The organism is Kaistella flava (ex Peng et al. 2021) (assembly GCF_015191005.1).
GTDB lineage: Bacteria > Bacteroidota > Bacteroidia > Flavobacteriales > Weeksellaceae > Kaistella > Kaistella flava.
The window spans coordinates 1,854,840-1,880,570 of the sequence record NZ_CP040442.1 but is presented as its reverse complement, the minus strand read 5'-3'; the positions used below and the strand labels follow the sequence as shown (position 1 = coordinate 1,880,570).

Sequence of the window (25,731 nt, the reverse complement as noted above, 5' to 3'; positions counted from 1 at the left end):
GCCGTTTCATTAAGTTGTGAGACGGCTTCTTTTTTATTTTCTAAATTATTATAAAACTGCTTTTAGTGAGCCAGATCTCACTTCTTTACAGGATTTTAAAAGCCAGTAAATATTCCTAAAATACTTTATCACCGATATGTTTCTCGATTTTATTGATAGGGTATAATACCCTTGAAAAACTAGACCACTATTTAAGTTGAAATTATTAACTTTAAATAGTCGGAAAAAACATGAGAAAAACGAGAAGAAAATTTGAATCCAGTTTTAAAGCCAAGGTAGTAATTGAGGCTTTAAAGGAGAGGGAAACGCTTCAACAATTGGCTTTGAAGTTTGAATTGCATCCCAACCAGATCTCTGTCTGGAAACAGGAATTTTTGCAGAATTCTTCATTAATATTTGAAGAGAAAGTACAAAAAGAGATTCCAGATACGGATGTTTCGGAGCTTTATGCCAAAATTGGTAAGCTGGAAATGGAGAAGGAATTCTTAAAAAAAAACTTAAAACGCTTCGGTCTATGATAGATTTTAGAGTTTTAATAGAACAGAATTCTGAAATAAGCGTTCGGGAACAGTGTGAACTTTTAGAGATCAACAGATCCAGTTTTTACTATAATGCCAAAGGCGAGAATCCTGAAAATCTGGAAGCGATGAGACTTATGGATCACCACATCATGCAGGAACCCACTGCCGGAGTGATCACAATGAAACTGATGCTGAAAGAAAAAGAAATTAACATGAGTTACGAGAGAGTTCGTCGTTTGATGCGAAAGGCTTCTATTATGCCGATTTATCCCCGCAGGATGCTCACGCAAAAAGGGGAAAATAAATATATCTATCCGTATTTATTAAGAAATTTAGAGATCAGCAAACCCAATCAAGTTTGGCAAATAGACATTACTTATATTCCTATGAAGAATGGGTTTATGTATATGACGGCAGTGATAGACGTTTTCAGCAGGTATATTGTAGGATGGGGAATCAGCAATTCGTTAGATGCTTCAGAGTCATTAAAAGTGGTTAGTGAGGCGATAAATAATCACGGCAAACCAGATATTTTAAACTCAGATCAGGGCACTCAGTTTTCCTGCAAGAGTTATGTAGAATATTTGAAAAAAGAAGAAATAAAAATATCAATGGACGGGAAAGGCAGATGTTTAGACAATATTTTCATCGAGAGGTTTTGGCGGACATTAAAATACCAGCACATTTTTTTAAATCCCGCCAAAGACGGATTAGAGCTTTATCTGGGAATACAAAAATGGTTACAAAGATACCACAACAGAGGACATCAGGGAATAGAGCTTAAAAAGCCAGCTGAAAAGTATAAATTAGCAGCATAAAAAACAATTAAGAAACTAAGAATTGTGGTCTAAAGATATGAGGGTAGAATAGGGATTAAAGTAAATTAAATTTCTCCATAGCATTTATCTTAGTTTGATCTGCAATATCAATATATGGTTTCATTGCTTTATAATCACTGTGACCTGTCCACTTCATAACGACTTGCGGTGGAATTCCCAATGCTAAAGCATTACATATAAACGTTCTTCTTCCGGCATGAGAACTCAATAAAGCGTGTTTCGGAGTAATTTCATCAATTCTTTCATTGCCTTTGTAGTAGGTCTCCCGAACTGGCTCATTGAGTTCAGCAATTGCAGCCAATTCTTTCAAATAGTCATTCATTTTTTGATTAGTGATAACAGGAAATGCGTTGTTGTTACTATAAAATTTATCCTCATATTTTAAATGATGGCCTTACTGTGGTCATTTAATGGAATACCTTATTAAGGAAATTGGCTATCAACCCGAAGAGATTGGAGTAAATACTAGAAGCACAAGTAAAAAACAACGCGTATCATCCAGTAATTCAGGAAAGATTAAGATTATAATTGGTAGTGAAGCCATTTAGGAGGGAACGAACCTGCAGGAAAACACAAAAGATGTTTATATGCTCACTTTACTATATAATTACATCTCTTCGGCAGGTTGAAGGCAGAGCTTGGAGACAGGGAAACAAAAATGATAATGTCAGAATCAATTTTATGCTAACCAATGACAGCATCGATGTTTTTATGCTGCAAAAGTTACAGGCGAAACAAGCCAGATATTTGGAAGCCATGAAAAAAGGACCAAATGTGTTAGATATTTCTGACATCAGTACGCAGGAACTCAAAACATCAATAATTACGAATCCTGAGACAAGGGCAAGTATAGAAATTGAACTGATCAAAAAGCGTTTGGAAAATGAAAAAAATAAATATCTCGCTGATAGTGCATTTGTATTAAGGAAATATGAAGATTTTACTAAAGTTCTAGCAGAAGTTACAAAGGCAGAAATCTCTTATAAAAGAATTAAAGATTATTCAACAAGTACGGAAGACAGTAATTCTGACTACTGGAAAAACCAATTGCCGTTTTATCAGAAAACTGTTGATTTAGCCAAAGCAGAAGTTCAAAAGACCATTACGAACCTTGCTTCAAAGGGTGTAAATGTAACAGCGATAGAAAAACAGACTCAAAAGACGACTGATAAGATCTCAATTATTGAAGCACAAATTCACGAGTTGCCTATAACAAAAGATGTGCTGATCATTCAATATAAAGAGGAAAAGGAATTGCAAATAAAAATGAAAGGCAATAATGATCATGTGAAGGATAGGGAATTAGAAAACAGAACTTTATTTAAAAAGGACAATAGTCATACTCCTACAATTAATGTCGAAAAAGTAAATCCCCCTATTTATTCTGACCCTATATGCGAGCATAGTAGATTTGCTGGAAGAAGATAGATATTAGCAAATGAATATGGCTAAAAACAAAAAATCAGGAACGTTAGTCCCTGATTTAGTCCCTGATTTCGTTAAGTCCCTGATTTATAGACTTGTTTGTAGAGAGGATGGGATTCGAACCCACGGTACAGTTGCCCGTACACTAGCTTTCCAGGCTAGCTCCTTCAACCACTCGGACACCTCTCTAATTGAAGACTGCAAAAATAGGCTAATTTATTGAATTCTAAAAGTGGAATTCGCTAAATTTTGAAAGTTTAATTTTCAGAAACTTCTCCGCACAGACTTTTAACGTAATTCTCCGCGAAACTTCCACTGTAATTTGGATTGTCTAAAAGGTGCATCGCTTTCGTAATCGCACTTTCGGCCGTAATATCGTTTCCACTAATCGCACCAATTTCTCTGAAAATATTAGAATTAGTATATTTCCCAAAACTGATTGAACCCGATACACATTGCGAAATTACCACAATTTCAGTTCCATTATTTCGGAGCGATTGTAAAATTTTCTTCGTTTTCTCTGTATTGAAAATAGTTCCCGACCCAAAAACCTGCAACACCAAAACCTTCACCTGAGGAATTTCAGTGAAGTGATTCAGATGCATTCCTGGAAAAATTCGCCAAAATAAAACATCTTGCGAAATATGCGTATCTACCGTAAATGGTTTGTTGCTTTTCGAACGCCACAAAAAGTCTTTTTCAATATTCAAATGAACGCCTGATTGACCTAAAACCGGATAATTAGGCGTTTGATAAGCGTCAAAAAACTCAGCTGAATATTTTAAAGTTCGGTTTCCACGAAGGAGTTTATATTCAAAATAAACCGCAACTTCCTGAATCACCGCCTCATCTTGATCGTACAAACTAGCGTAATACAAACTCGTCAAAAGATTCTCTTTCGCGTCCGTTCGCAAATCTCCAATCGGCAATTGTGAACCCGTCAAAATAACCGGTTTCCGTAAATTCTTCAACATAAAACTCAAGGCAGACGCAGAATAAGACATGGTATCCGTTCCATGAAGAATCAAAAAGCCGTCATAGTTTTCGTAATTTTTACCGATATGATTGGCAATCATTTTCCATTCTTTCGGTCCCATATCCGATGAATCCAAAGGTTTCCGAAACGGGTAAACTTCAACTTCACATTCAATCAACTTCATCTCGGGAATCTTCTGAAAAATATTTCCAAAATCGAAGGCCATCAAACTGCCGGTTTCGTAATCTTTTTCCATGCCGATCGTCCCGCCGGTATAAATCAGGAGCACTTTTCTTTTCATCTTCCAAAAATACAGCATTTCACAGAATAACAAAAATTACTTTTTGGGCAATTTTTTTAGATTTTTGCCAGCGCAAATTCCCTCCTCAAAAATCTAAAAAACCGGGCTCTTCGTTGCAATTCCTCATGCCGACGCTTACAAAATAACCGCCTAAATTTGCCAACGCTTATTCCGGGATTTCCACTGCGATCCCTATCGCAAACCACGCAACCAACTTTAGGAAGCATTAAAAGTACTTCATGGATTTTTGAAAATAATAAGCAAAGACCTATCATTTAAAAATAGTACTCTTTTTACCGCAAAAGAAACAAAAGACAAATACAATAAAAAACAATTCCCAAAGATTACAAAATAGAAGAACGTCTATTTCATTCCGCTTTTGCAAACTTTTGATTCGCTTATTATAAAGTAGAACTTTTGCCTCTTTTGCGGTTTAAAAAAAATTAAGATTCTTTCTAATTTTCGACCATTACTCTTTTCGGTGCTCGAACTTTTTATAACACCAAAATTTTAATTGGTTCATTCGTGGCTTCTTAAACCTTTTAATTTCCCAAATTAATCAGTATTTTTGACCCCATGAATAATCAGAAAACCTTCGAATATCTCCAGCAATTTCTTACCGACGAAAGACTGCAGAAAATCAATCATTTTGCACCCGAAAGTTCCGATTTTGTTTTACCGGTTATCGAAGATGTTTTTCAGTTCCGAAATGCTGCGGCGATTGTTCGTTCCGTAGAAGCGTGTGGATTCCACAAAATTGTGGCGATGGAAAGTGAGAATGAATTCAATCCAAATCTTCGCGTAACCAAAGGCGCAGAAACGTGGGTTGATGTGGAAAGAATGCCACACAGTTTAGATTCTATTAAAGAAATCAAAAACCGCGGTTATAAAATCATTGCGGTTTCACCCGAAAAAAACGCAACACTTCTTCCTGATTTTCAAACCACAGAACCTGTCGCTTTAGTTTTTGGAACTGAAGCTGCCGGAGTTACAGATGAAATTTTAGATTTCGCAGATGAAACTTTAGCCATTCCAATGTATGGATTTACAAGAAGTTTTAATGTTTCGGTCGCTGCGGCAATTTGTGTTTATGAACTCAAGCAGAAACTCATCAAATCAAATATAGATTATCTTTTGTCCGAAGAAAAACTGTGGGAAATGAAAGTTCGCTGGTCCGTAAATTCAATTAAAAGCGGCGAACAGATTTTAGCTAAATATTTGCGAGATCTTACTAATAAATAGTATTTGTTAATTGTAAAAATTTCAAATTAAGATATTTTCAAATCAACACATCAGTCCATAATTCCAAGCTGCAACGAAAACGCCGGCGGTTTCTGTACGCAATCTCTGACTTCCAAGCGAAACTGCTTTAACTCCTTTTTCTGCTAAAAGCTGAATTTCTTTATCCGAAAAATCACCTTCAGGACCGATTAAAAAAGTAATTTTTTCTTGGGGTTGAATGTCTTTTAAATCAATACGCTCTAAATTTTCATTACAGTGTGCAACAAAAGTGTTTTCAGGATTAACTTCTTTAATAAAATCAGAAAATTTGGTAAGGTCATTAATGATAGGGAAATGAAAACGCAAACTTTGCTTTGAAGCAGCAATACTTTGTTTTCGAAGTTTATCAATATTTAAATTCTTACGCTCTGTCTTTTCTGTTTGTAATAAAGTGATTTCTGAAATTCCCATTTCGGTTGCCTTTTCTACAAAGAATTCAATGCGGTCAATATTCTTAGTTGGTGCAATGGCAATATGAAGTTGCGTTGAAAAATTCGGAAGATTTTCTTTGATTTCTGAAACTTCCAGTGAAACTTTTTTACCTTCAAATATCAGATTTCCTTTTGCTAAATTTCCTTTTCCATCAGTGACGAAAATTTCTTCGCCGGACCTCATTCGTAATACTTTTACGATATGAGTTTGCTCCTCTTCATTGATGATTACTTGATTGTCGGATATTTCTCCGTAAAATAGTTTCATATAATATTTTCGCTTAAAAATGCCACGCCGGTTTTTATGGTTGTATAAATGTCTGTATCACATTCTCTGTAGCTGCACGTATAAATTTCTTCAATCCATTTATTATTAATGAAAATTAAATTTAGGTATTCAGATTTTCTAAGATTATTTTTGAGCGATAAATAATCTCCTTCTTTTGGGATGAAGGGGAAACTGAAAATATTTTCGGTATTTATTTTTTCTAGGATTTCCTCTTTTATATCTTGTAGGTATCCGTTTTCAGAATTGGAGGGCATGTATTCTGTTGCGTCTTCCGAAGCAACTCTTTGGCCTGTAACCGTTTCCAATACCCAATAATATCTTGAGTTTTTTTTGGAATGTGTTACCAGTATTTTTTCTTCTAATAATATTTTCATCTGGAAAATTGTAATTTTTAATCTATGATTTTAACGTCTTTTTTAAAATTTTCCTCAATATCATATCTCGCTGTCGCAGAGATCGATAAATCGGTAAATTCTCCACGATCAAATTTTAATTTTGCTACCATGGCAATCATTGCAGCATTATCGGTTGTATATTCAAATTTCGGAATGTAAATATTCCAGCCTAATTTTTCTGCATTGTCCTGCATTGCTTTTCGTAAACCTGAATTGGCAGAAACGCCACCGGCAATTGCCACTTCTTTGATATCTAATTCTTTAGCTGCTTTTTCTAATTTATCCATTAAAATTTCAACAAGCGTATGTTGAACCGAAGCACACAAATCATTTAAGTTCTCTTTAATGAAATCTGGATTCTTCCGAACTTCTTTTTGGATAAAATAAAGCACCGAAGTTTTAATTCCACTAAAAGAATAATTGTAGTTTTCTATTCGTGGTTTATTGAATTTAAAAGAATTTTCTACGGTATTTTTTGCTAATTTATCAATGATTGGGCCGGCAGGATAATCTAAGCCGAAAATCTTACCGATTTTATCAAAAGCTTCACCAGCAGCATCATCGATGGTTTTTCCGATAATTTCCATATCAAAATAATCTTTCACCAAAACAATCATCGTATGACCACCAGAAACGGTTAAACATAAAAATGGAAATTTCGGAGGTTGTGGATTGGCATCGTCGATAAAATGTGCGAGAATATGCGCTTGCAGATGATTCACTTCAATTAGTGGAACATCTAAACTCATTGCCAAAGATTTAGCAAAAGAAGTTCCGACCAATAATGATCCTAAAAGTCCAGGACCTCTTGTAAAACCAATCGCAGAAATATCTTTTTTATGTATATTTGCTTTATTGACTGCTTTTTCAACAACCGGGATGATATTTTGTTGGTGCGCACGGGACGCTAATTCTGGAACCACACCACCATATTCATTGTGGATTTCTTGATTAGCAGCAATGTTGGAGAGGATTTTATTACCTTTGAGAACGGCAGCAGAAGTGTCGTCGCAAGAAGATTCAATCCCTAAAATTATTGAGTCACTCATAACAATGGCAAATTTAGAGAATAATAACGATAAAGAGAATAAAAAATCGATTGCGGAAAACATTGGTGATTCTGTACAAAAAGGCGTAGATAATGTTCAGGATGCTGTAAAAGAAACGGTAAAAGGTGCAAGCAATCTCGCTTCTGATGCTATTAATCACCCTTTAGAAACCGCCAAGGAATTTGGTGAGCAAGCTGCAAAAGATGTTACAAGCTATAAATGGTGGGCAAAATTATTGCTCGTCGTATTTTGGACTGTTCTTTTTTTAGTCGTTTCTGTTATTGTAATCGTAAGTTTGCCAGCAACCAAAAACTGGGCAGCGCAAAAAGTAATTATCAAACTGAATAAAGACTTAAATTCAAATATGTCTTTTGAAAGTGTGGACGTGAGTTATTTTGGCGATATCCATATTCATAATGTGGCGGTAAAAGATTACAAAAACTTCCCGTTTTTAAAAGCAAAAGAATTATATGCCGATTCTGACTGGTTTTCAATCATTAGTGATTCCCGAAATTTGCAATTCCAATCTTTATCTTTAGATGAACTTGACCTTAAAGTGATTACTTATAAAGGAGATAGTATTTCAAATTTTATTCGATTTGTCGATTTATTTAATGGTCCTGCGCCTGCTGTGCCAAGAGAACCTTTTCAATTAAAATCAAGAGTTTACATTACCAATTCAAAAGTTTCCATTATTAATCAAAATAGTGAAGGTGAGGAAGGAAAATGGCTCGATGCTCAAAATGTAAATCTAGTAGTTCCGGAACTGAAAGTAGTTGGTGCAGAAGTTTCTGCGCAAATTAATAATATGAGATTTACGACAGAAAGATGGGGTAAAAAACATTTTGTTGATACCTTTTCTGCCGGTTTTTCTTTAACTCATGATTATCTTTCACTCAAAGATTTAACTTTTAATACTGATCATTCTTTACTTCAGGGAGATATTAAGTTTAATCTTCATGAAGGTTCTTGGTCTGATTTCACCAATAAAGTTCGCTGGGATATGCAATTGCAGCAGGGAAGTCAAATCAGTGGTTACGACATCAGTTATTTTGTGACCGAGTGGGATAATTATAAACCCATCAATATTTCGGGGAAAATGGGTGGACCTTTAAATAGATTTACGCTTGATAATTTTTTGGTTAGAAATCCACAGGTTAATATTAAGACCAAATCGATGAATGTTTCCAATATTTTAAAAGGAAACTTTCAGATTGAAACCAATACACTTTCGGCCGATTTTACGTACAAAGATTTAAAGGCAATGATGCCAACTTTCATTTCTTCAAAAATGAAAAATTTCGCTGATGATTTCGGAAGATTAAAATATGATGGTGCTGCCAGAGTAACTCCTAAACAAGTTTTTGTACCGAAAGCAAATTTGGTTACCGGAATCGGACAGGCGAAAATCACTAACTTTTATTTGGAAGATTACAGTACGGATTTACCCAAATATCGAGGTTTTGCAGAAGTAAATGATTTGAATACGACTGTAATTACCAAGAGTAAAGAGGTTGGTTTAATTAGTGGTAAGTTTAATGTTCAAGGGCAAAGCTTTGATGTGAACAAGATGGTTTTGAAAACAAGATCACAGATTTCAAAAATAGAAATTACCGATAAAGTGATTACCAATGTTTATTTGGAAGGAGTTCTTGATCATAAAAAATATAACGGAATTATTAATGTAAATGACGATCAGGCAAAAGCAAATATAAAAGGGCTTATCGATTTTAGTACTTCTAAATTGATGGCCGATGTTAATGCAAATATTGATTATTTAAACGTCAATTATTTTACGGGTGCAAAAGGAACGCAAGCCGTAAGCGGTATTGTTAACGGCAAAATTTCGATGACCAATATTAATGATTTAACCCTAGATGCTGATTTACAAAATGTGAGTTTCGCAGCGAATAATCAGAAATTTAATATTCCTACAGCTAACGTAAAAGCATTTTTTGAAGATGGAAACCGTATCGTTTCGGTTGATGCGCCTGGTGCGGTTACTGGAAAAATTGATGGGAAATTCAATTTGGGAGATTTAGTCGGAATGGTTGAAAATGGTTTTGGAAAAATATTAGTGGGTCCACCGCCAAGAAAATTATACCGTGGACAAAACTTTGCCATGAATTTTGACGTGAAACAAAGTTTGGTTAATTATTTCATGCCAGAACTTCATATACCGAAAGGAGCGACGGTTGAAGGTTCTTACGATGGGAATTCAAATAATTTAATTTTAAATGTTGACGCTGAATCACTGAAATATGTGATGACTAAAAAAGAAGAAATCACCGAAGCAGATAAAGCTCTTGCAAAAGCGAATCCTGCGTATAAAGTAAATGAAAGAGATCAGATTTCGAAAGACAGTGCGATGATTGATCAGTTGTCGGTCAGAATAAATACTGCCAATTTACAAGAACAGATTTTTGCAAAAATTGATCGAATTGAGTACAATCAAAATATTCTGAAAGACATTACTTTAAGTGGGAACAATGAAAATAATCAAGTTCTGCATATTGCAACGAACTTTAAACTGGGCTCGCCTGAACAGGAAGTGAAACAGGAGCTGAAAGAATATACCATCAATCTTAATCAATCAACAAATAGTGCCGGAGATTTCGTTTTCCGGTTCGAGCCAACGACGGTGAAATTTAATGATGTTGCCTGGAGCGTAGATACCGATCCAGTCTTAAATCATTCCATTACGTACCGGAAAAAAACAGGTGACTTTTTGATTCAAAATCTGCGTCTTTATTCCGATAATAGTGAACTTTTATTAAAAGATGCTATTTTCAAATCAGCCAAAGATTTTTCGGCGGAAGGTGAAGTTAAGAATTTAGATGTAGCCAAAGTATTTGCGCTGATCAAAAATAAAAATGATATGGATATCAAGGGAATTGCCAACGGTACCTTTGATATTAAAATGGATAAAAATAATCTTGAGCCATTGATTGATATCAATATTGGTGATATTTTCATGAATGGTAATGAGATGGGGAAAATCCAGATTTCGACCAAAAACAGTCCAATTCCTAATGTCTTCGATGTTGATGTGAAAGTTATTTCAACCGGAATGTTAGGTGATAATAATCTTCATTTAACAGGAACCATTAATAATAATACCGCTTCACCTTCACTCGATTTGATTGCGAAAATGGATAATCTGGATGTTGCATTTGCTCAACAGTTTGTGGAGGGAATATTTTCCAATATGCGTGGGAAAGCGTCGGGTGATTTACGAATTGCTGGCCAGTTAAATGATGTGGATTATAGCGGTGATATTGCCTTGAAGAAATTTGGATTAAAACTGGACTTTACCGGCGTTGATTATTCATTTGATGATACTGTAGTTTCGTTGTCAAGAGGTTTGGCAATTCTGAATGATATTGGCGTGAAAGATGGTCGAGCTAATTCAAGAGGTTCGATTTCTGGGGCGATTCAGTTTGAAACTTTATCCTCAATGGGAGTCAATTTAGTAATGCGTGCTGATAATTTATTATTGTTAAATACCACTCAGAAAGATTATGATTTGTTCTGGGGAAGAGTTTATGGCAACGGAACAATCTATGTTGACGGACCTGTTTCTGGGTTAAATATTTCGACGCCGGAAATGCGTGCACTTAATAATTCCGTATTTACATTCAATTCGAATTCAACATCAAATGTAGAGGAGTTTAAAATGTTACGCTTTTTGAAAAGAGACGAGACAGGTATTGTCACGACGGAAAAAAAGAAAAAGTCGGGAGCGAATATGAACATCGATTTTAACTTAGAAGTCGATAAAGGAACAACCGTAAATGTTTTGGTAGGAAATGATATTGGTGATATAACAGTTCGTGGAAACTCTGAACGTTTGCGATTTACAATGAGTAGAACAGGCGCAATTTCGATGAACGGAAATTATGTTGTAGATAATGGAACCTTTGTTTCTAAAGCAATTCTAAACCGTACCTTCCAGATTGCGAAAGGAAGTTCCATCCGTTGGGATGGCGATGCGATGGCACCACAATTAGATATTGATGCTACTTATTTGAGAACCGTTACCAACGCTGGACAATATTTAAACTTAGGAACTTTGCAACCTATTAATATTGTGCTTTCTACCAAAATTACACAGACGCTTAATAACCCGAAAATTGTACTTGGTGTTTCTGCGCAGGATGTTTCCAGTAGTGTGAAAGAAACTTTGGCTGAAAAGATGAGTAACGAGGATGAAAAGATTATCCAGTTCGGATCAATTTTAGTTCTAAATAGTTTCAACGATACCAATTCAGGTTTCGATGTTAATATTGGAAATTTCGCTGAAAGTTCTGGTTATAATATGTTATTCAAGCAATTAGGATCTGTGTTAAATACCATCAGTAATGAGTTTCAGGTCGATTTAAATTATCTTAAAGGTGACGCTTCATCGAATACCGGTGACCGAGCTAATGCAAGTTTAAGTTTTGCACTCTCACCGAGAACCACTGTGAAAACCGGTTTGGGAATTCCGATTTCAAAATCTGAAAATACGAGCAGTGATTATCTTTCGGGCGAAGGAATTGTTGAATATGACTGGTCTAAGAAAAATGATGGAACCAGATTATTTCGTGCTTATTCTAAGCCAACCAATATTGGTTTAAATGGAACGGAATCAGGAAATGCTGGAGCCAATCAAAGCTATGGAGTTGGGGTTGTGTACAGTAAAAGTTTCAATACCATCTTTAAAAGGAAGAAAAAGACTAAAAGTCCAAAAACGAATCAGTCAGAAATTAAAACAGATTCCATTAAAAACGATAGTAAAAATTAAGAATATTTGTGTAAAAGTTTATGAATTAGTTAAAATTTATTAATATTTGATATAATTTTCGTGTATTCATATTTTTTTGTAATTTTGCAAAAAATTTGACATACTAATAAGAAATTTATAAAATCATAATAATGAATTATCAACTCGACGAAATAGACAAAAAAATACTAGACTTTTTAGTTGAAAACACTAGAATGCCTTTTACAGAAATCGCAAAACAAATGGATGTTTCTGCAGGAACAATCCACGTACGTGTTAAGAAAATGGAAGACGCAGGAATCATCTTAGGTTCTTCTCTTAACATCGATTACTCAAAATTAGATTATCACTTTACTGCTTTTATCGGAATTCTTTTGACTAAGTCCAACAGAACTCAGGAAGTTTTAAAGGAGCTGGGAACAATTCCTAACGTAATCGAAGCAAGCGTTATTTCAGGGAAATACAATATTTTCTGCAAAGTAAAAGCAAAGAATACAGAAGACGCAAAAAGAATCATTTATCAAATTGATGATATTCAAGACGTAATGAGAACTGAAAGTATGATCTCTATGGAAGAGCATATTTCAGACAAAAATAGATTGATCCAAGCTGTTACGATCTAAACAGTGATTTATATCAACAAATAAAAAAACTTTTGATTTCTTATCAAAAGTTTTTTTATTTTTACCATTATGAATGACAATTTTGCAAACGAAAGTCCCAAAAAAGATTTAGGGTTCGTCTTATCACTGGCTGCCTTAATCCTATTTTCGCTAATGGGCGTAGGAATTGACTTTGATGAGTTTTCTCAACATCAGGAAATCAATATTCCAAACGGTTACTTTTATTTTATCTTCCTGGTAGATCTATTGATGATCTTATCAGTATTTATTATTTACCTATATAAAAAGATAGGAGTATATCTATTTCCGGCGGCGGTTGTAATTCATTTTATGTCTCATACCTATTTCTTGTCCACTTTTTTATATACGGATGTTACCAATTTGTTTCTGTATATTACGGTTGGTATGTTCGCCATTCTTCCCAAATGGCAATTTTTTAAATAATTAAAGTAAAGATGTTTTCTAAAGCCTGTGAATATGCGATAAAAGCAAGCATTTATATTGCGCAACAAAGTCATCAGAACCGAAGTGCGAATGTAAAAGAAGTTGCAAAATCAGTGAATGCTCCGGAAGCTTTTACCGCTAAAATTCTGCAACAACTTTGCCGTGAAAATATTTTGGAATCGATCCGTGGAAAACAGGGTGGTTTCATTTTTCAGGTTGACAAGCAGAAACAGATTAAAATTTTCGATGTCGTTCAATTAATCGATGGTGACGGAATTTTCACCAACTGTGGATTGGGTTTACAAAAGTGTTCTTCCGAAAATCCTTGTCCCGTTCATGACGATTTCAAAGAAGTACGAAATGGTTTGGTGGCCATGGTGCAGAAATATTCCTTTTATGATTTGGCTATAAAAACCGAAACTGGTTTGGCTTGGCTGAAATAATTATCCTTTTAAACTTCCTTTAAATTTCATTAAAAAAAGATTTTAAAATTCTTTCATTTTAATTAAGATAATTTTGTCCGAATTAAAATATTGTGTACATTTGTACCATAATATTAAATAAGACATCATGTTAACGAAAGAAAAAACCATCGGTGAATTTGTAGCAGAAGATTTCAGAGCGGCCCAAGTATTCCGCAAGTATAAGATCGATTTTTGTTGCAAAGGCGACAGAACGGTAGAAGAAGCATGCGAAAACAAAAAATACCAAGCAGAAGATATTTACAATGAATTATCAAATGTTGCCAACTTGAAATCCGGCGATATCGATTTCAATTCTTGGCCTTTGGATTTATTAGCAGATTACGTGGAGAAAACGCATCACCGTTATGTTGAAGAAAATTCAACGGTATTGCTTCAATATTTAAATAAGCTTTGTAAAGTTCATGGCGACAGACATCCGGAATTATTTGAAATCACCAAGATTTTCACTGAGATTTCTGGAGAATTAGCAGCTCACATGAAAAAAGAAGAGTTAATTCTTTTCCCTTTTATCAAAAGAATGGTGAACGCCAAACAAAAAGGAGAAGCATTAGTAACTCCAAATTTCGGAACGGTAGAAAGTCCGGTTGCCATGATGAAACATGAGCATACTGTGGTGGGCGACCTGTTTGCGAAGATTGACGACTTAACCAATAACTATCAATTCCCTGAAGATGCGTGTGGAACGTATCAAGTGACTTATAAAATGCTTGAAGATTTTGAGAAAGATCTACATACCCACATTCATTTAGAAAACAATATTCTCTTCCCGAAAGCCATCGCTTTAGAGAAAACTTTTTAAACTAAATTTTCTGTTTTTTTACTGAAATCCACTTCATTATTTTATGAGGTGGATTTCTATTTTAGGACCAAAAACTGTTTGGTTTTTAACCACAAAAGTCACAAAAGTTTTATTTTAATTAGCCACTCAAAAGTTTGTAAAAGTTTCATAATGTTGGTTTTGCTTTTTGCATTCTTTTGAAAATCTTCTTTATTGCTTTTGTCTTTTGTCTCTTTTGCGGTTAAAAAAAAGATATTTTAAGATGAAGCTTTTGAATTCAGATAAAAGTCGTAAGTATAAACATTATAAGGAAGTAATTTCTTTGCAAACTGATGTGAAATGAAACAACAGATTAAAATGGGTACAAACAAATTATATCCATCAGGAAGTAGATTACAGATCAAAACGACTGATGTAAAAGGCGCATACAAAGAAGCAGATAAAGTAACCGCCGCACCAAGCAAGGCAAAATTAATTGGAGTTAAATTCATTCCAAAATAAGTATTTCCAACAAATGCTACCATTAAACCTAAAAAAGCTCCAGCCACAATACTTGGCGCAAAAACTCCACCGTCACCACCTGCGCCTAAAGTTAAAGCAGAAGCCAAAGGTTTTAGAACCGCTACTGCCAAAAGAAATAATATTGGGGTTGCAGATGATAACTCCAGGGGTTTATTTAAAATTTCATGTAAACCGTGGTAGCTGTCTCCGTACAAACTTGGGAAAAAGAAAATTAATATTCCAACAGCGATGGCGCCCAAATTAACTCTGATAAAATTATTAGAAATATTTCCAAATAGTTTTTTCATTCGGGTGACCAAAAGCGTAAAATAAACCGAAAGTCCACCACCCAAAATACTTAATATGATAAAGAATGGAATTGCGGCATAAGTCCATTCTGTTACCGGATGAGTTAAAATTGTTTCAGGATCGAAGAATTCAATAAAAGCCCAACTAACCAAAGCTGAAGCGGTACAGGCAATGATTAATGATTTTCTGGTTTTACGAGCGATTACTTCCATTGCAAATAAAAATCCTGCAAGCGGACTTGTAAATAAAATCGCAACTCCGCCAACAACTCCCGCACAAATTAATTCGCGTTTGTACATTCGCGCAGAAAATTCTTTTTCGTAAGCATAATTTCCAATGGTCGCTGTGGCAACAACGGTAGAAACTTCAACTCCGGTTGAGCCTCCAAAAATGACGGTCAGAAATCCATTAAAAAAATGCGACGGAATTTTAAATAAAGGTAAATGATCTTTTCGCTGATCGAGAGTTTTATATATTTCCGTAATTCCTTTATTCTTTCTATTTTGAAAAAGATATTTTCTTAAAAAGTAAATCGTTGTAATTCCGACTGATGGTAAAATGATAAAGAGTGAAGTGTATCCCGAATTGACAGCGTTGAATAGATGATGTTCGAAATATTCGGTAAGATGCTTTAAAGTAAATGCTAATAATGCGCTTGCTAAACCAACAATCATCGATGAGATAATCAAACGAAAATAATGCTGGGTAACTATTTTTTTTCTTTCCAAGGGATTCCTTTTAAGATGAGTGAAAATGAACTGAACTTTCTGTGATTTTTATATTTTCTGTGTGGTAGAAATTAAATTAGGAAAAATTCTGTGGTGCAAATTTATAAAAACTTTCGCTAAAATAGTTTTTAGCGAAAGCGTCATTGATCTTAAAGCGAAGCGATAAAGTAAATAATTTACTTTAAAATCATCAATAAACTTCCGACACTGATGATTACCCAAAGAACTATTGCGAGAAATAAAGGTTTCCAGCTGATCGTTTTTAAGGTCTGAATAGAAATCGTTGATCCGATAAAAAATAAAGTTAAGTTCAATCCTGATTTTGCGGCAGTAGTAGCGATATGACTGAATCCTTCGAAAATAGGAAAATACGTATGTAGTAAAATGGCGATGATAAAATAGCCGATAAACCACGGGATTTTTACTTTCGCTCCTTTGGTTTTAAATAAAACCATTGTTAAAAGCGACATTGGAATAATCCATAAAGCCCGAGATAATTTAACGGTTGTCGCCACTTTCAAGGCAATATCACCGTATTTATTGGCAGCACCAACAACAGAACTGGTATCGTGAATTCCAATCGCACACCACAAGCCGAACTGCTCCTGAGTCATATTTAATAAATGCCCGATGGCTGGATAAATAAACAATGCGATAGAATTTAAAGTGAACACAATCGCCAATGCCAAGGATATTTGCTTCGTGGTAGGTTTAATAATCGGCGTTACAGCAGCTATAGCGCTTCCACCACAAATCGCGGTTCCGACGGAAATTAAATAAGATAAAGGTCTTTCAATTTTAAGAAATTTCCCTAAGAAATAACCAAGAACCATCACTGTGGTGATACTCATAATGGTTAACGTAATTCCTTCTCTTCCGGCTTTCATGGCCTCGTCTAATTGTAATCCAAATCCCAATCCGACAATCGAAATTTGTAATAAAAGGTGGATGTATTTGTGAACTTTCTGCTCATACGGATTTCCAATGATAATCGTGAAACCGATTCCCAGAGCTAAAGCAACGGGAGAACTGGCGAAAGGAGAAACACAGAATACGACCAAAAGAAAAAATAATATTTTTCGTAGAAGATCTTTGTTTAAAGTAGTTTGCATGATTCAGTTGATTTTGACAGGACAAATTTCGGTCATTTATCATTCAAATTTTCATCATACATTGTTGTTGGCTATAACCATTAGTTATAACTGATGAACTTCATAAAAAGATCGATTAAGTCTGACTGTTCTCCTTTTAAAGTGATAAAATTAAAATCTCTTTCAATGCTAAAATTTTTAATATCAACGATACTCAACTGATTATTTTTCAATTCTGGTAAAATCGTGCTGACAGATAGAAAAGCCATCGCTTCAGAATACAGTAAATAGTTTTTGATACTTTCACTGCTTCCTAACTGCATCATAATCTTCAATTTTTGAACATCTATTCCAGATTTTTTCAATTGATTTTGAATGAATTCTTGCGTTCCAGAACCTTGCTCTCTTACAATCAAATCGATATCGTATAAATCTTTTATCTTAAAGTTTTTATTAACCAAAGGATGATCCGCTTTACAAACCAAAACAATCTCATCGCGCTTAAATTTTAAATAATCAAAGTAAGAAGACTTTGATTCACCTTCCACAATTCCTAAATCAATTTTTCCATTTTTAAGTAAAGTAGCAATGTCTTCAGAATTATGAGTGACTAATTCGATATTGATGTCTTTGTAATAAGAATTAAATTTCGCCAGGATTTCCGGTAAAATATATTGTGCAATCGTCGTACTCGCGCCGATTTTCAGTTTTCCTTTTTCCTGTTTATTGAGTTGCGAAATCGCAAATTCTAAATCGCGATACAATTGACGGCTTTTTTCTGCATAGACAAATAATATTTTTCCGCTTTCGGTCAATTGAATAGTGGTTCCTTTTCGGTCAAACAGTTTGGTGTTAAGTTGATTCTCAATTTCTTTAATGTGTTTGGTCACCGCAGGTTGGGAAATATTCAATTCGTTTGCGGCTTTGGTAAAACTCAAACGGTTGGCAACGGTATAAAAAACTTTCAGGCGGTAATCGAACATTTTTGTAGAATTAAAGTATTGGTGCAAAAATGCACTTTTTTAATTTTTAACCGCAAAAGAGGCAAAAGATAAATGTAAAAAAAGATAAATCAAAAGAAGGCAAAAAGTAACTGCTTAATTCTATTTGCATTTTGCAGACTTTTAATTTGCTTCATATAAACTTTTGTTCTTTTGCGGTTAGATTTATTCTAAAATTATTTCTCTTTTGTTAATGCAGAATCTTCATGTGTAACGGTGTAAAAAACTTTCACGCGATAATCGAACATCAAAAATTTTTTTAGGGTTTATTAAAAATTTTTTTTAACCGCAAAAGAGGCAAAAGACAAATGTAAAAAAAAGATGAATCAAAAGAAGGCAAAAAGTAACTGCTTAATTCCATTTACATTTTGCAAACTTTTGATTTGCTTCATTAAACTTTTGTTTCTTTTGCGGTAAAATTCACTCTACTCTTTCGTTAAAGCCGAACCTTTGTGCGCTGCAATATGATCGGTTTTGCTGCTTTTGATTTCGTACTGCGGATCGTCTTCTGTAGCATGATGCGTGTAACCTTTGTAATCAAAATCTTTGGTATGGATTTTAATAATCGTTCCCGAAACTCTTCCTGCTTCCGAATTCCATTTGACTTTATCGCCAATTTTAAATTGTGTTTTCATCATTGCTTTTTTAATGTTTTATTAGGGAATTTGAAAAGGTTAACCAGAATTTTCATCAGAATAAAAAACCTGATCTCCCACAATTCTCGCCGGAGAAGTATAAGGATGTTCGTGAACTTTGCCTAAAGCCATAATATGTAAAACTTCCCAGCCTTTTGCTTTAAAATAATCCGAAACCATGGAGCGATGACAACGCCACCAAACTGCTTCTGAACACATCATCGCCGTCGGATGTTCTAAGGCTAACTTCGCCAACTCTGCTGCACCATTTTCAAAGGATTCGGTTTCCATGTAATCGGCGTAACCTTGAAAAGATTTATTTCTCCAACTTGTATTTTTTGAATCTTTTTTCGCTGGTCTTCTTCCGCCCAAATCTTCAATATAAACATATTCGATTCCGTTTTCTTCTAAAGATTTCTTTAAATCGTCCTGATTAAATTGCGGGTATTTCCTCGAACCCGGAAGTCTTCGAATGTCTGCTAAAATTTTAATATTAAATGAATTCAACATTTCCAGAAATTCCCCGATCGTTCTGGTAGAATGACCGATGGTGTAAATGGTTGGTTTTTCCGCTGCTTTCATTTTATAAAATTGAAATTTCTTTGGCTTAGTAAAATTAGAAATTTTAAATGGAAAGATTAACTATTTAACTGGAGAACCATTCTTTTTAAGAACCTTGTCAAGGTGTCAAAACTTGACAAGGTTAATGACACAATCGAAAGTTCAGAAATTAAATTTACAAATTAACTCGCTTGATGTAAAACTTTCATGATCTGTAAAGCGAGTTGGGTAATGCCTTCAACTGCGATTTGTAAACCAACACAAAAAATTAAAAAAGCCATAATGCTGTTAATTATTTTCTCCCTTTGCGAGCCTAAATACTTAATCAGTCGATTGGCATTGATATAACAAATGAATACTAAAATACACAATGCCAATACCGCAATCATAATCGCACTCGTATTGATCAAGTATTGGGAGATGGTTTTACTGGATCCATGCGCACTTAAGGTAAAGAGAACCGCGATTGTACCAGCTCCGGTAGTAATTGGAAAAGTAATTGGAAAAAACAGTTTGTTTTCCAGTTGATGACTTAGATTTTTGTTGCCAGTTTGGATTTCCTCTGTATTTTCTTGTTTCGGTGGTGAAAGGAATTCCCAGCCGGTTTTGCAAATCATTATTCCACCCGCTAACTGAATAATTGGAACCGTTATTCCAAATAATTCTAAGATCCAATGTCCAATAATCAAAGTAACCAAACAGATTAAAAAAGCATATAATGAAATTCGTTTGATTGCATTCAATCGTTCTTGTCGATCTAAGCCAGAAAAATAGGGACTTACAATAAAGGCGCTTCCAAGAGGATTGATAACCGGGAATAGTGCAATAAATCCTATAAATATTAAATGGATGAAGGAGTTGAATTCAAATGTCATTTTAGCGGTTTATTTTTCTCTATCAAAATTAAAGTTTTTAAATGGAAGTCTTGTCTTTAGATTAAAAGATTAAGATTATGAAATTTAACCGTTTAGTTTTTTAGTAAGTTATTTTAAAGTGGTCAAATTCCACCACTTTAATATTGGAATTATTAATTTGTTCACTAGTTGCCGCACGAATCCTTTCGTGTGGTCATCATAAAAAATTAAAGATTGAAAGTGTAATTTAGAAATTTTGTGTTCTGTAAACCACGAAATAGAATCGTTCGGGAGCAAGGGAATTCAATAATCCAGAAACTCTTCTATTGTTTTGGTAGAATCACCGATGGCGTAAATGTCTGGTTTTGCTGATGGATTAATTTTGAAAACTAAATATTTCTTTGGTGTAATAAAATTTTAAAATTTTAATGAAAAGATGATTTCTAAAAATAAAGCGGACATTTTTAAAACCTTGTCAAAGTTTAAAACCTTGAGAAGATGAAACGGCTTCATTCGTCTTCCTCTCGTGCTGCGCTTATATAGGTAATATACGCTTCATATTGTTCCAATACATCATCAATCACCTGCTGACGGCTCAATCCCATTAAATCATAGCCACCTGATCCGGTTTGGGTAGTGACTTCAAGTCGATAATAAACATCGGTATCCGATGCCATTTTTCCGCTAAAGGTCGGTGCTGGTGTTGCCACCATAGCCACCTGATAATAAAAATCATGAACACTGTCGGTCGACACCCTGAGTAAAGGTCCCGAAGGACGAGTAGGATCAATGGTTGAGATTCTTTCGTCGTGGTCGGCATTCTGACGCTCGGCATCATAACCCTGACCTCTAAATTCCGCCGCCACGTCATCAAGAGCAGGGCGAATCACGCGCTCTAAATACTGCACTCCTTCTTTTTTTGAGGCAAAAGTAAGCATTTGCCCAAGTCGCTGCTTCCAGGAACGCTCGGGAATATGACCACCACTTGGAGTAATTGTTGGATCGCGAATCACTTTTCCTTCCTGTTCGGCACGCTCTATCCGTAACGCTTTATAAAATGAAAACATGACCAGGTACGCAATAACAGTTACCGGAAGCGCAAAAATTAGTGTAGCATATTCCATTGTAATAACGCCGCCTGCCAGAAGCATAGAAATGGTCAACACTGCCGTTAGAACAGCCCAAAATATTCGTAACCATTTAGGACCATCCTCACTTGGATCAGGAATCGATGCTGAAAAATTAGACATTACCATTGCACCTGAGTTGGCACTGGTAATATAAAACAACAATCCTGAAAACGTGGCAAGAGCAATCAAGAATAGGGGTGCAGGGAACATTCCTAAAAGTGCATACCAGCCATGTTCAGGACTTTCGATTGCCAGTTCGGCAAATGCCGAGTTCCCTTGTAATACTTCGTACAGTGCGGAGTTGCCAAAAAAGGACACGATAATAAAGTCACAAAGCACCGGTACCGTAATCGCCGCAACTACAAATTCGCGCAAAGTTCGGCCGCGGGAAATCCGAGCCAAAAATACGCCTACAAAAGGTCCCCATGCCAGCCAAAAGGCCCAAAAGAAAAGGGTCCAACTTCCCATCCAGTCACTGCTGTCTGGAACGTAGGCAAAAGTTTTAAACATTCTTGAAGGCAGCGTTACCAAAAATTGACCGATGTTTTCTACCAATCCGTTAAGCAAAAATGCTGTATGACCTGCTATTAGAATAAATGCCATCATGGCCACGGCGCTCCACAGATTCAATTCAGAAATCCAGCGGATCCCACGATCTACGCCTGATGTTGTTGCTGCAATCGTTAAAATCACAGCGCCAATAACCAGTGCAATTTGCAACGTTAGACCTTCGTTAAAGCCAAACAGTTTTGCGAAACCAACGTTAAGCAGCACCACGCCAATTCCCATGGTGGTTGCGACGCCAAAAACAGTTCCTATCAATGCAATAGTGCTGATGGAGTCACCTAGTGCACCTTTTACTCGTTTGCCAAAAAGCGGATATAGCGCTGCTCGGATTGAAAGCGGCAAATTCCATCGATAAGCAAAATATCCCATTGCCATACCGAGTAGTGCATAGACCGCCCAACCGGCTATACCATAGTGAAACATGGTCCAAACGACTGCATCCTGCAAAGCAGCGGCAGATTCTGCATCACCCGAGGGTGGCGTCAAATACTGAACGACGGGTCCCGTCACCGAGAAAAACAAAAGGTCAATTCCGACTCCTGCCGCAAAAAGCATTGCGGCCCAGGTAGCAAGTCCATATTGTGGCCGCGAATCATCAGGTCCCAAACGCAGATTTCCTGCTTTTGATAGTGCCACCCAAACGACAAAGAAAATGACAAGCGCCATTGTCAAAACGTAGTACCAGCCTAAATTGGTGGCGATCCAATTAACGGTTAATTTCATTGTTGCTCTCGCTTGATCAGGCATCGCAATTACCCAAAATGAAAACGACGCAATTACCGCAGATGATATTATTAAAACACTCCAGTTAATTTGGGTGGTTTTATTCTGCCATAGTTTTTGAGCGCCTTTTCCCAAATCACTTTTTGATACAGGAACCTCACTTTTAACTTTAGGCGACTTTACGCTGCCACCAAAACGACTGCGTTCAAACGGCGTTTTTTCTGAATGGGTGTGATCATTCGGATTATCTTCGTTGGAGTTTTGGTTCATGGGCATCGTACTTATTTAGGGAACAAGATTGTAGCAGCATCGTCACGGAATACAATTCAGCGACATCGGGTTGTTTAACTCAAATTTACATCTTTTTTATTTTAGAAAAATAAATAGATAACCAAGTCGAAAGTTTTCTTGGGTTTCGAGCAATTTCCTTCGTTCTATTCAATAAGCCACACGAAAGGATTTGTGCGGCAGCGAGGGAGCGAGAGGGTTTTAATATTTCGTTTTCTGTATTTTTTCAGGATTTTGTCTTACATCAAAAACATTTGCAATTACAATTCTCTTCGTTTCAAAATTGATGTAATAGATTATTTTGTAATTTGTTGATATCAAATGTCTAAATTCCTGCAAGCGGTCTTTCAACAATTCTTCTTCGGGACCAATTCTTGGGTTTTTATTTAAATCAATTGTTCGGTCAACAATTTGGGTGATTATTTTCCTTGAAGTTTTAATTCCTGCTTTCCCTTTGTAGTAATCAAAAATATCTTGCAGTTTATCTTCTGCAAGTTGAGTCCAAAAGATTTCTAACTCCATTTCTGGATTTTTTCCTTTAGATCTTCTGCTCGAATGAGTCGATTATTTTCTTCATCATTGATGGCTTTGTCAATTTCTTTATTAAAATCTTCCAAAGACATTGGTTTCAAATTCTCTTCAAAAAATTCGTTTTTTGTTTTGTAAAGTAAATTTTCTAAAGCAGTGATCAACTTTTCGTTATCAATTCTCAAAAACTCCTGAACCAGTGATATTTTTCGTGCTTCTAAATTCATTATTTCCAAATATTTAATTCAAATTTACGTAATTTTTTTTTTGAAAAATTAGAATCTCTAGATACAGTTTAGATATTTTTGTATTTCTAAAAACCACACGGAAGGATTCGTGCGGCAGCGAAGGAAAGAATTTATGCGCTGTTGAGGCATTACATTTTTGGAAAGATTGCAAAATTTTAATGGTGTAATATTATCACCTATTGCAAAAAGATTTCTATATTTGTAATAGCAAAATAAAGCCTGCAGTTACGCAGGCAGTTAAAAAAAAGAGATTTTCGAAATACTTCTACAAAATTATTTGTATGATGTAGATGAGAAAGGAATGAATCAAAGCGGCGCCAACCATCTTTAAAATTTGTTTCAAATCTTTTTTAATTTTGCTCATTATCAAAAATTTAAATTTAATTCTCGAGACGCTCTCGGGAATTTTTTTGTGTCGAGGTATTTAAACATTTTTCGCTAAAGTATAATTACCTTTTCGATAAAGTCAAAAATACAATTTACTAAGTGTAAAAAAAATTGTTTACAAATAAAATCATTTAATTGCCTGATATATAAATAAATATATTATTTAATTTATAGAAAAGTTTACAGATTTCACTAGTGTTTTTGATATCTTTATCTAATTGAAACTAAATTTATGGCAGAAACAATTCAAAAAATATTTTGAAACTTGCAGGTTTTATAGGAAGCAGAACTGTTGCAGTACTCTATAAACTCCACCATCGAATTGTGCGGAAGTGAAGTTATCTTTCAAAGGATTCAATAAGAGGAAAAGGATAGTTAAATTTGAAAATTATTAAATCAAATTTAGGAATGTTTTTAAATAAAAAATCCACTGAAATAATCAGTGGATTAGTCTTTTTTCTAAAAGCGAAGCGATCTATAATCTTTTCGTCTTTTGAAAATTATCTCTTCATAATTCTCTTCACCGCTGCTTGAACAGCGTCAGAATCAATTCCGTATTTTTTCATTAATTCTGCTGGAGTTGCAGATTCTCCGAAGGTATCATTTACGGCTACGAATTCCTGGATGGTTGGTCTTTTTCTGGACAACATTCCGGCAACGGATTCGCCTAAACCTCCGATGTAGTTGTGTTCTTCGGCTGTTACGATTCTTCCTGTTTTTTCTACCGATTTTAAGATGATTTCTTCGTCTAAAGGTTTGATGGTGTGAATGTTGATGACTTCACAAGAAATTCCTTCTTTCTCTAAAGCGTCTGCTGCCAATAAAGATTCCCAAACTAAATGTCCGGTTGCTACGATGGTTACGTCGGTTCCTTCTTGAAGCATAATTCCTTTTCCGATTACGAAAGGCATATCTTCTGGAATAAATACTGGAACAACCGGTCGTCCGAATCTTAAATAAACCGGTCCTTCGAAATCTGCGATTGCAAGAGTTGCTGCTTTGGTTTGGTTGTAATCACAAGTGTTGATTACGGTCATTCCTGGAAGCATTTTCATCATGCCGATGTCTTCTAAAACCTGGTGTGTTGCGCCATCTTCACCCAAAGTTAATCCTGCGTGGGAAGCACAAATTTTTACGTTTTTATTGGAGTAAGCGATTGACTGACGAATCTGGTCATAAACTCTTGATGTAGAGAAGTTGGCGAATGTTCCGGTGAAAGGAATTTTTCCGTTGATGGTTAAACCGGCTGCGATTCCCATCATGTTGGCTTCTGCGATTCCGATCTGGAAAAAACGTTCTGGTGCTTTTTCAATGAATTTCTCCATTTTCAAAGATCCGATAAGGTCTGCACAAAGTGCTACGACATTTGGGTTTTTATCTGCCAATTCTGCTAATCCAGCGCCGAATCCGCTTCTTGTATCTTTTTGTTCTGTGTATGTATATTTCATGAGGAATTTTAAATTTTGAATTTTCCGAATTTCTCGGATTTAAATAACGAGTTTTCTAAATTATAAATAATCTGCAGCCTGGCCTGAGTGGAGCTCTTTTTAATTGGTGGCTGAGCTTGTTGAAGCCAGC

At 35.3% G+C, this 25,731-nt stretch carries 23 protein-coding genes, 1 tRNA gene and 1 pseudogene; 9 read left to right on the top strand and 16 right to left on the bottom strand.

The window, feature by feature from the left end; genetic code table 11:
- Positions 1–230 precede the first annotated feature (230 nt).
- Complete coding sequence (locus Q73A0000_RS08570; protein ID WP_193810565.1) at positions 231–518, top strand: transposase; 288 nt, start codon at positions 231–233, stop codon at positions 516–518.
- Positions 515–1,339: an IS3 family transposase gene (locus Q73A0000_RS08565; protein WP_193810564.1), complete on the top strand. Its 825-nt coding sequence runs from the start codon at positions 515–517 to the stop codon at positions 1,337–1,339. The genes Q73A0000_RS08570 and Q73A0000_RS08565 overlap by 4 nt, the downstream gene beginning before the upstream one ends.
- A 55-nt stretch (positions 1,340–1,394) precedes the next feature.
- Here the strand turns inward: Q73A0000_RS08565 and Q73A0000_RS08560 are convergent.
- Positions 1,395–1,777 (bottom strand): annotated as a pseudogene (locus tag Q73A0000_RS08560) (site-specific integrase); the annotation flags it as partial.
- A gap of 264 nt (positions 1,778–2,041) precedes the next feature.
- Between Q73A0000_RS08560 and Q73A0000_RS08555 the strand changes: the two are divergent.
- On the top strand, positions 2,042–2,788 hold the full coding sequence (locus Q73A0000_RS08555; protein WP_193810563.1) for a hypothetical protein: 747 nt from the start codon (positions 2,042–2,044) through the stop codon (positions 2,786–2,788).
- A 99-nt stretch (positions 2,789–2,887) separates the two neighbouring features.
- Here Q73A0000_RS08555 and Q73A0000_RS08550 read toward each other — a convergent pair.
- Both Q73A0000_RS08550 and Q73A0000_RS08545 read right to left on the bottom strand, forming a co-directional pair.
- Positions 2,888–2,974: transfer RNA gene (locus tag Q73A0000_RS08550), tRNA-Ser, on the bottom strand.
- Positions 2,975–3,042: 68 nt separating this feature from the next.
- Entirely contained in the window at positions 3,043–4,062 is a 1,020-nt protein-coding gene (locus Q73A0000_RS08545; RefSeq protein WP_193810562.1) for an asparaginase, read from the bottom strand.
- A 576-nt stretch (positions 4,063–4,638) separates the two neighbouring features.
- Here Q73A0000_RS08545 and Q73A0000_RS08540 point away from each other — a divergent pair.
- Positions 4,639–5,304, top strand: coding sequence for a TrmH family RNA methyltransferase (locus tag Q73A0000_RS08540; RefSeq protein WP_193810561.1), 666 nt, complete (start codon positions 4,639–4,641; stop codon positions 5,302–5,304).
- A gap of 42 nt (positions 5,305–5,346) precedes the next feature.
- On the opposite strand, the gene Q73A0000_RS08535 is transcribed toward Q73A0000_RS08540, so the two are convergent.
- The 3 genes from Q73A0000_RS08535 to tsaD are packed head-to-tail and all read right to left on the bottom strand — an operon-like array spanning position 5,347 to position 7,507.
- On the bottom strand, positions 5,347–6,042 hold the full coding sequence (locus tag Q73A0000_RS08535; RefSeq protein WP_193810560.1) for an RsmE family RNA methyltransferase: 696 nt from the start codon (positions 6,040–6,042) through the stop codon (positions 5,347–5,349).
- A complete protein-coding gene (locus tag Q73A0000_RS08530; protein ID WP_193810559.1) occupies positions 6,039–6,437 on the bottom strand; it encodes a hypothetical protein in 399 nt (132 codons plus the stop codon). Before Q73A0000_RS08530 ends, Q73A0000_RS08535 begins: the two co-directional genes overlap by 4 nt.
- A 17-nt stretch (positions 6,438–6,454) precedes the next feature.
- A complete protein-coding gene (gene tsaD, locus Q73A0000_RS08525) occupies positions 6,455–7,507 on the bottom strand; it encodes a tRNA (adenosine(37)-N6)-threonylcarbamoyltransferase complex transferase subunit TsaD (protein ID WP_193810558.1) in 1,053 nt (350 codons plus the stop codon).
- Between the two features lie 4 nt (positions 7,508–7,511).
- Here tsaD and Q73A0000_RS08520 point away from each other — a divergent pair, with 4 nt between their 5' ends.
- From Q73A0000_RS08520 to ric, 5 genes are all read left to right on the top strand, one after another.
- Positions 7,512–12,293 (top strand): translocation/assembly module TamB domain-containing protein, encoded by a 4,782-nt coding sequence (locus Q73A0000_RS08520; protein ID WP_193810557.1) that lies wholly within the window; start codon positions 7,512–7,514, stop codon positions 12,291–12,293.
- 131 nt (positions 12,294–12,424) lie between these two features.
- On the top strand, positions 12,425–12,895 hold the full coding sequence (locus tag Q73A0000_RS08515; protein ID WP_193810556.1) for an Lrp/AsnC family transcriptional regulator: 471 nt from the start codon (positions 12,425–12,427) through the stop codon (positions 12,893–12,895).
- A gap of 69 nt (positions 12,896–12,964) precedes the next feature.
- Positions 12,965–13,339, top strand: coding sequence for a hypothetical protein (locus tag Q73A0000_RS08510; protein ID WP_193810555.1), 375 nt, complete (start codon positions 12,965–12,967; stop codon positions 13,337–13,339).
- An 11-nt stretch (positions 13,340–13,350) separates the two neighbouring features.
- Positions 13,351–13,782 (top strand): RrF2 family transcriptional regulator, encoded by a 432-nt coding sequence (locus Q73A0000_RS08505; RefSeq protein ID WP_193810554.1) that lies wholly within the window; start codon positions 13,351–13,353, stop codon positions 13,780–13,782.
- A gap of 127 nt (positions 13,783–13,909) precedes the next feature.
- Positions 13,910–14,623 (top strand): iron-sulfur cluster repair di-iron protein, encoded by a 714-nt coding sequence (gene ric, locus Q73A0000_RS08500; RefSeq protein ID WP_193810553.1) that lies wholly within the window; start codon positions 13,910–13,912, stop codon positions 14,621–14,623.
- Between the two features lie 236 nt (positions 14,624–14,859).
- Here the strand turns inward: ric and Q73A0000_RS08495 are convergent, their stop codons facing one another.
- The 10 genes from Q73A0000_RS08495 to Q73A0000_RS08450 all read right to left on the bottom strand — a co-directional run bounded on the left by Q73A0000_RS08495 (position 14,860) and on the right by Q73A0000_RS08450 (position 25,601).
- Complete coding sequence (locus Q73A0000_RS08495; protein ID WP_193810552.1) at positions 14,860–16,140, bottom strand: chloride channel protein; 1,281 nt, start codon at positions 16,138–16,140, stop codon at positions 14,860–14,862.
- A gap of 176 nt (positions 16,141–16,316) precedes the next feature.
- Positions 16,317–17,252, bottom strand: coding sequence for a YeiH family protein (locus Q73A0000_RS08490; RefSeq protein ID WP_193810551.1), 936 nt, complete (start codon positions 17,250–17,252; stop codon positions 16,317–16,319).
- An 80-nt stretch (positions 17,253–17,332) separates the two neighbouring features.
- On the bottom strand, positions 17,333–18,214 hold the full coding sequence (locus Q73A0000_RS08485) for a LysR family transcriptional regulator (protein ID WP_193810550.1): 882 nt from the start codon (positions 18,212–18,214) through the stop codon (positions 17,333–17,335).
- A gap of 443 nt (positions 18,215–18,657) precedes the next feature.
- Entirely contained in the window at positions 18,658–18,870 is a 213-nt protein-coding gene (locus tag Q73A0000_RS08480; RefSeq protein WP_244140712.1) for a DUF2945 domain-containing protein, read from the bottom strand.
- Positions 18,871–18,906: 36 nt separating this feature from the next.
- Complete coding sequence (locus Q73A0000_RS08475) at positions 18,907–19,449, bottom strand: DUF488 family protein (RefSeq protein WP_193810549.1); 543 nt, start codon at positions 19,447–19,449, stop codon at positions 18,907–18,909.
- 161 nt (positions 19,450–19,610) lie between these two features.
- The gene (locus tag Q73A0000_RS08470; RefSeq protein WP_193810548.1) at positions 19,611–20,303 is read right to left on the bottom strand and encodes a MarC family protein; all 693 of its coding nucleotides are present in this window, start codon (positions 20,301–20,303) and stop codon (positions 19,611–19,613) included.
- A 488-nt stretch (positions 20,304–20,791) separates the two neighbouring features.
- Entirely contained in the window at positions 20,792–22,972 is a 2,181-nt protein-coding gene (gene betT / locus Q73A0000_RS08465) for a choline BCCT transporter BetT (protein WP_193813684.1), read from the bottom strand.
- A gap of 219 nt (positions 22,973–23,191) precedes the next feature.
- Positions 23,192–23,512: a type II toxin-antitoxin system RelE/ParE family toxin gene (locus tag Q73A0000_RS08460; RefSeq protein ID WP_193813612.1), complete on the bottom strand. Its 321-nt coding sequence runs from the start codon at positions 23,510–23,512 to the stop codon at positions 23,192–23,194.
- A complete protein-coding gene (locus tag Q73A0000_RS08455; RefSeq protein WP_193813611.1) occupies positions 23,503–23,745 on the bottom strand; it encodes a hypothetical protein in 243 nt (80 codons plus the stop codon). The genes Q73A0000_RS08460 and Q73A0000_RS08455 overlap by 10 nt, the downstream gene beginning before the upstream one ends.
- 908 nt (positions 23,746–24,653) lie before the next feature.
- Entirely contained in the window at positions 24,654–25,601 is a 948-nt protein-coding gene (locus Q73A0000_RS08450) for a transketolase family protein (RefSeq protein ID WP_193813610.1), read from the bottom strand.
- Positions 25,602–25,731 lie beyond the last annotated feature (130 nt).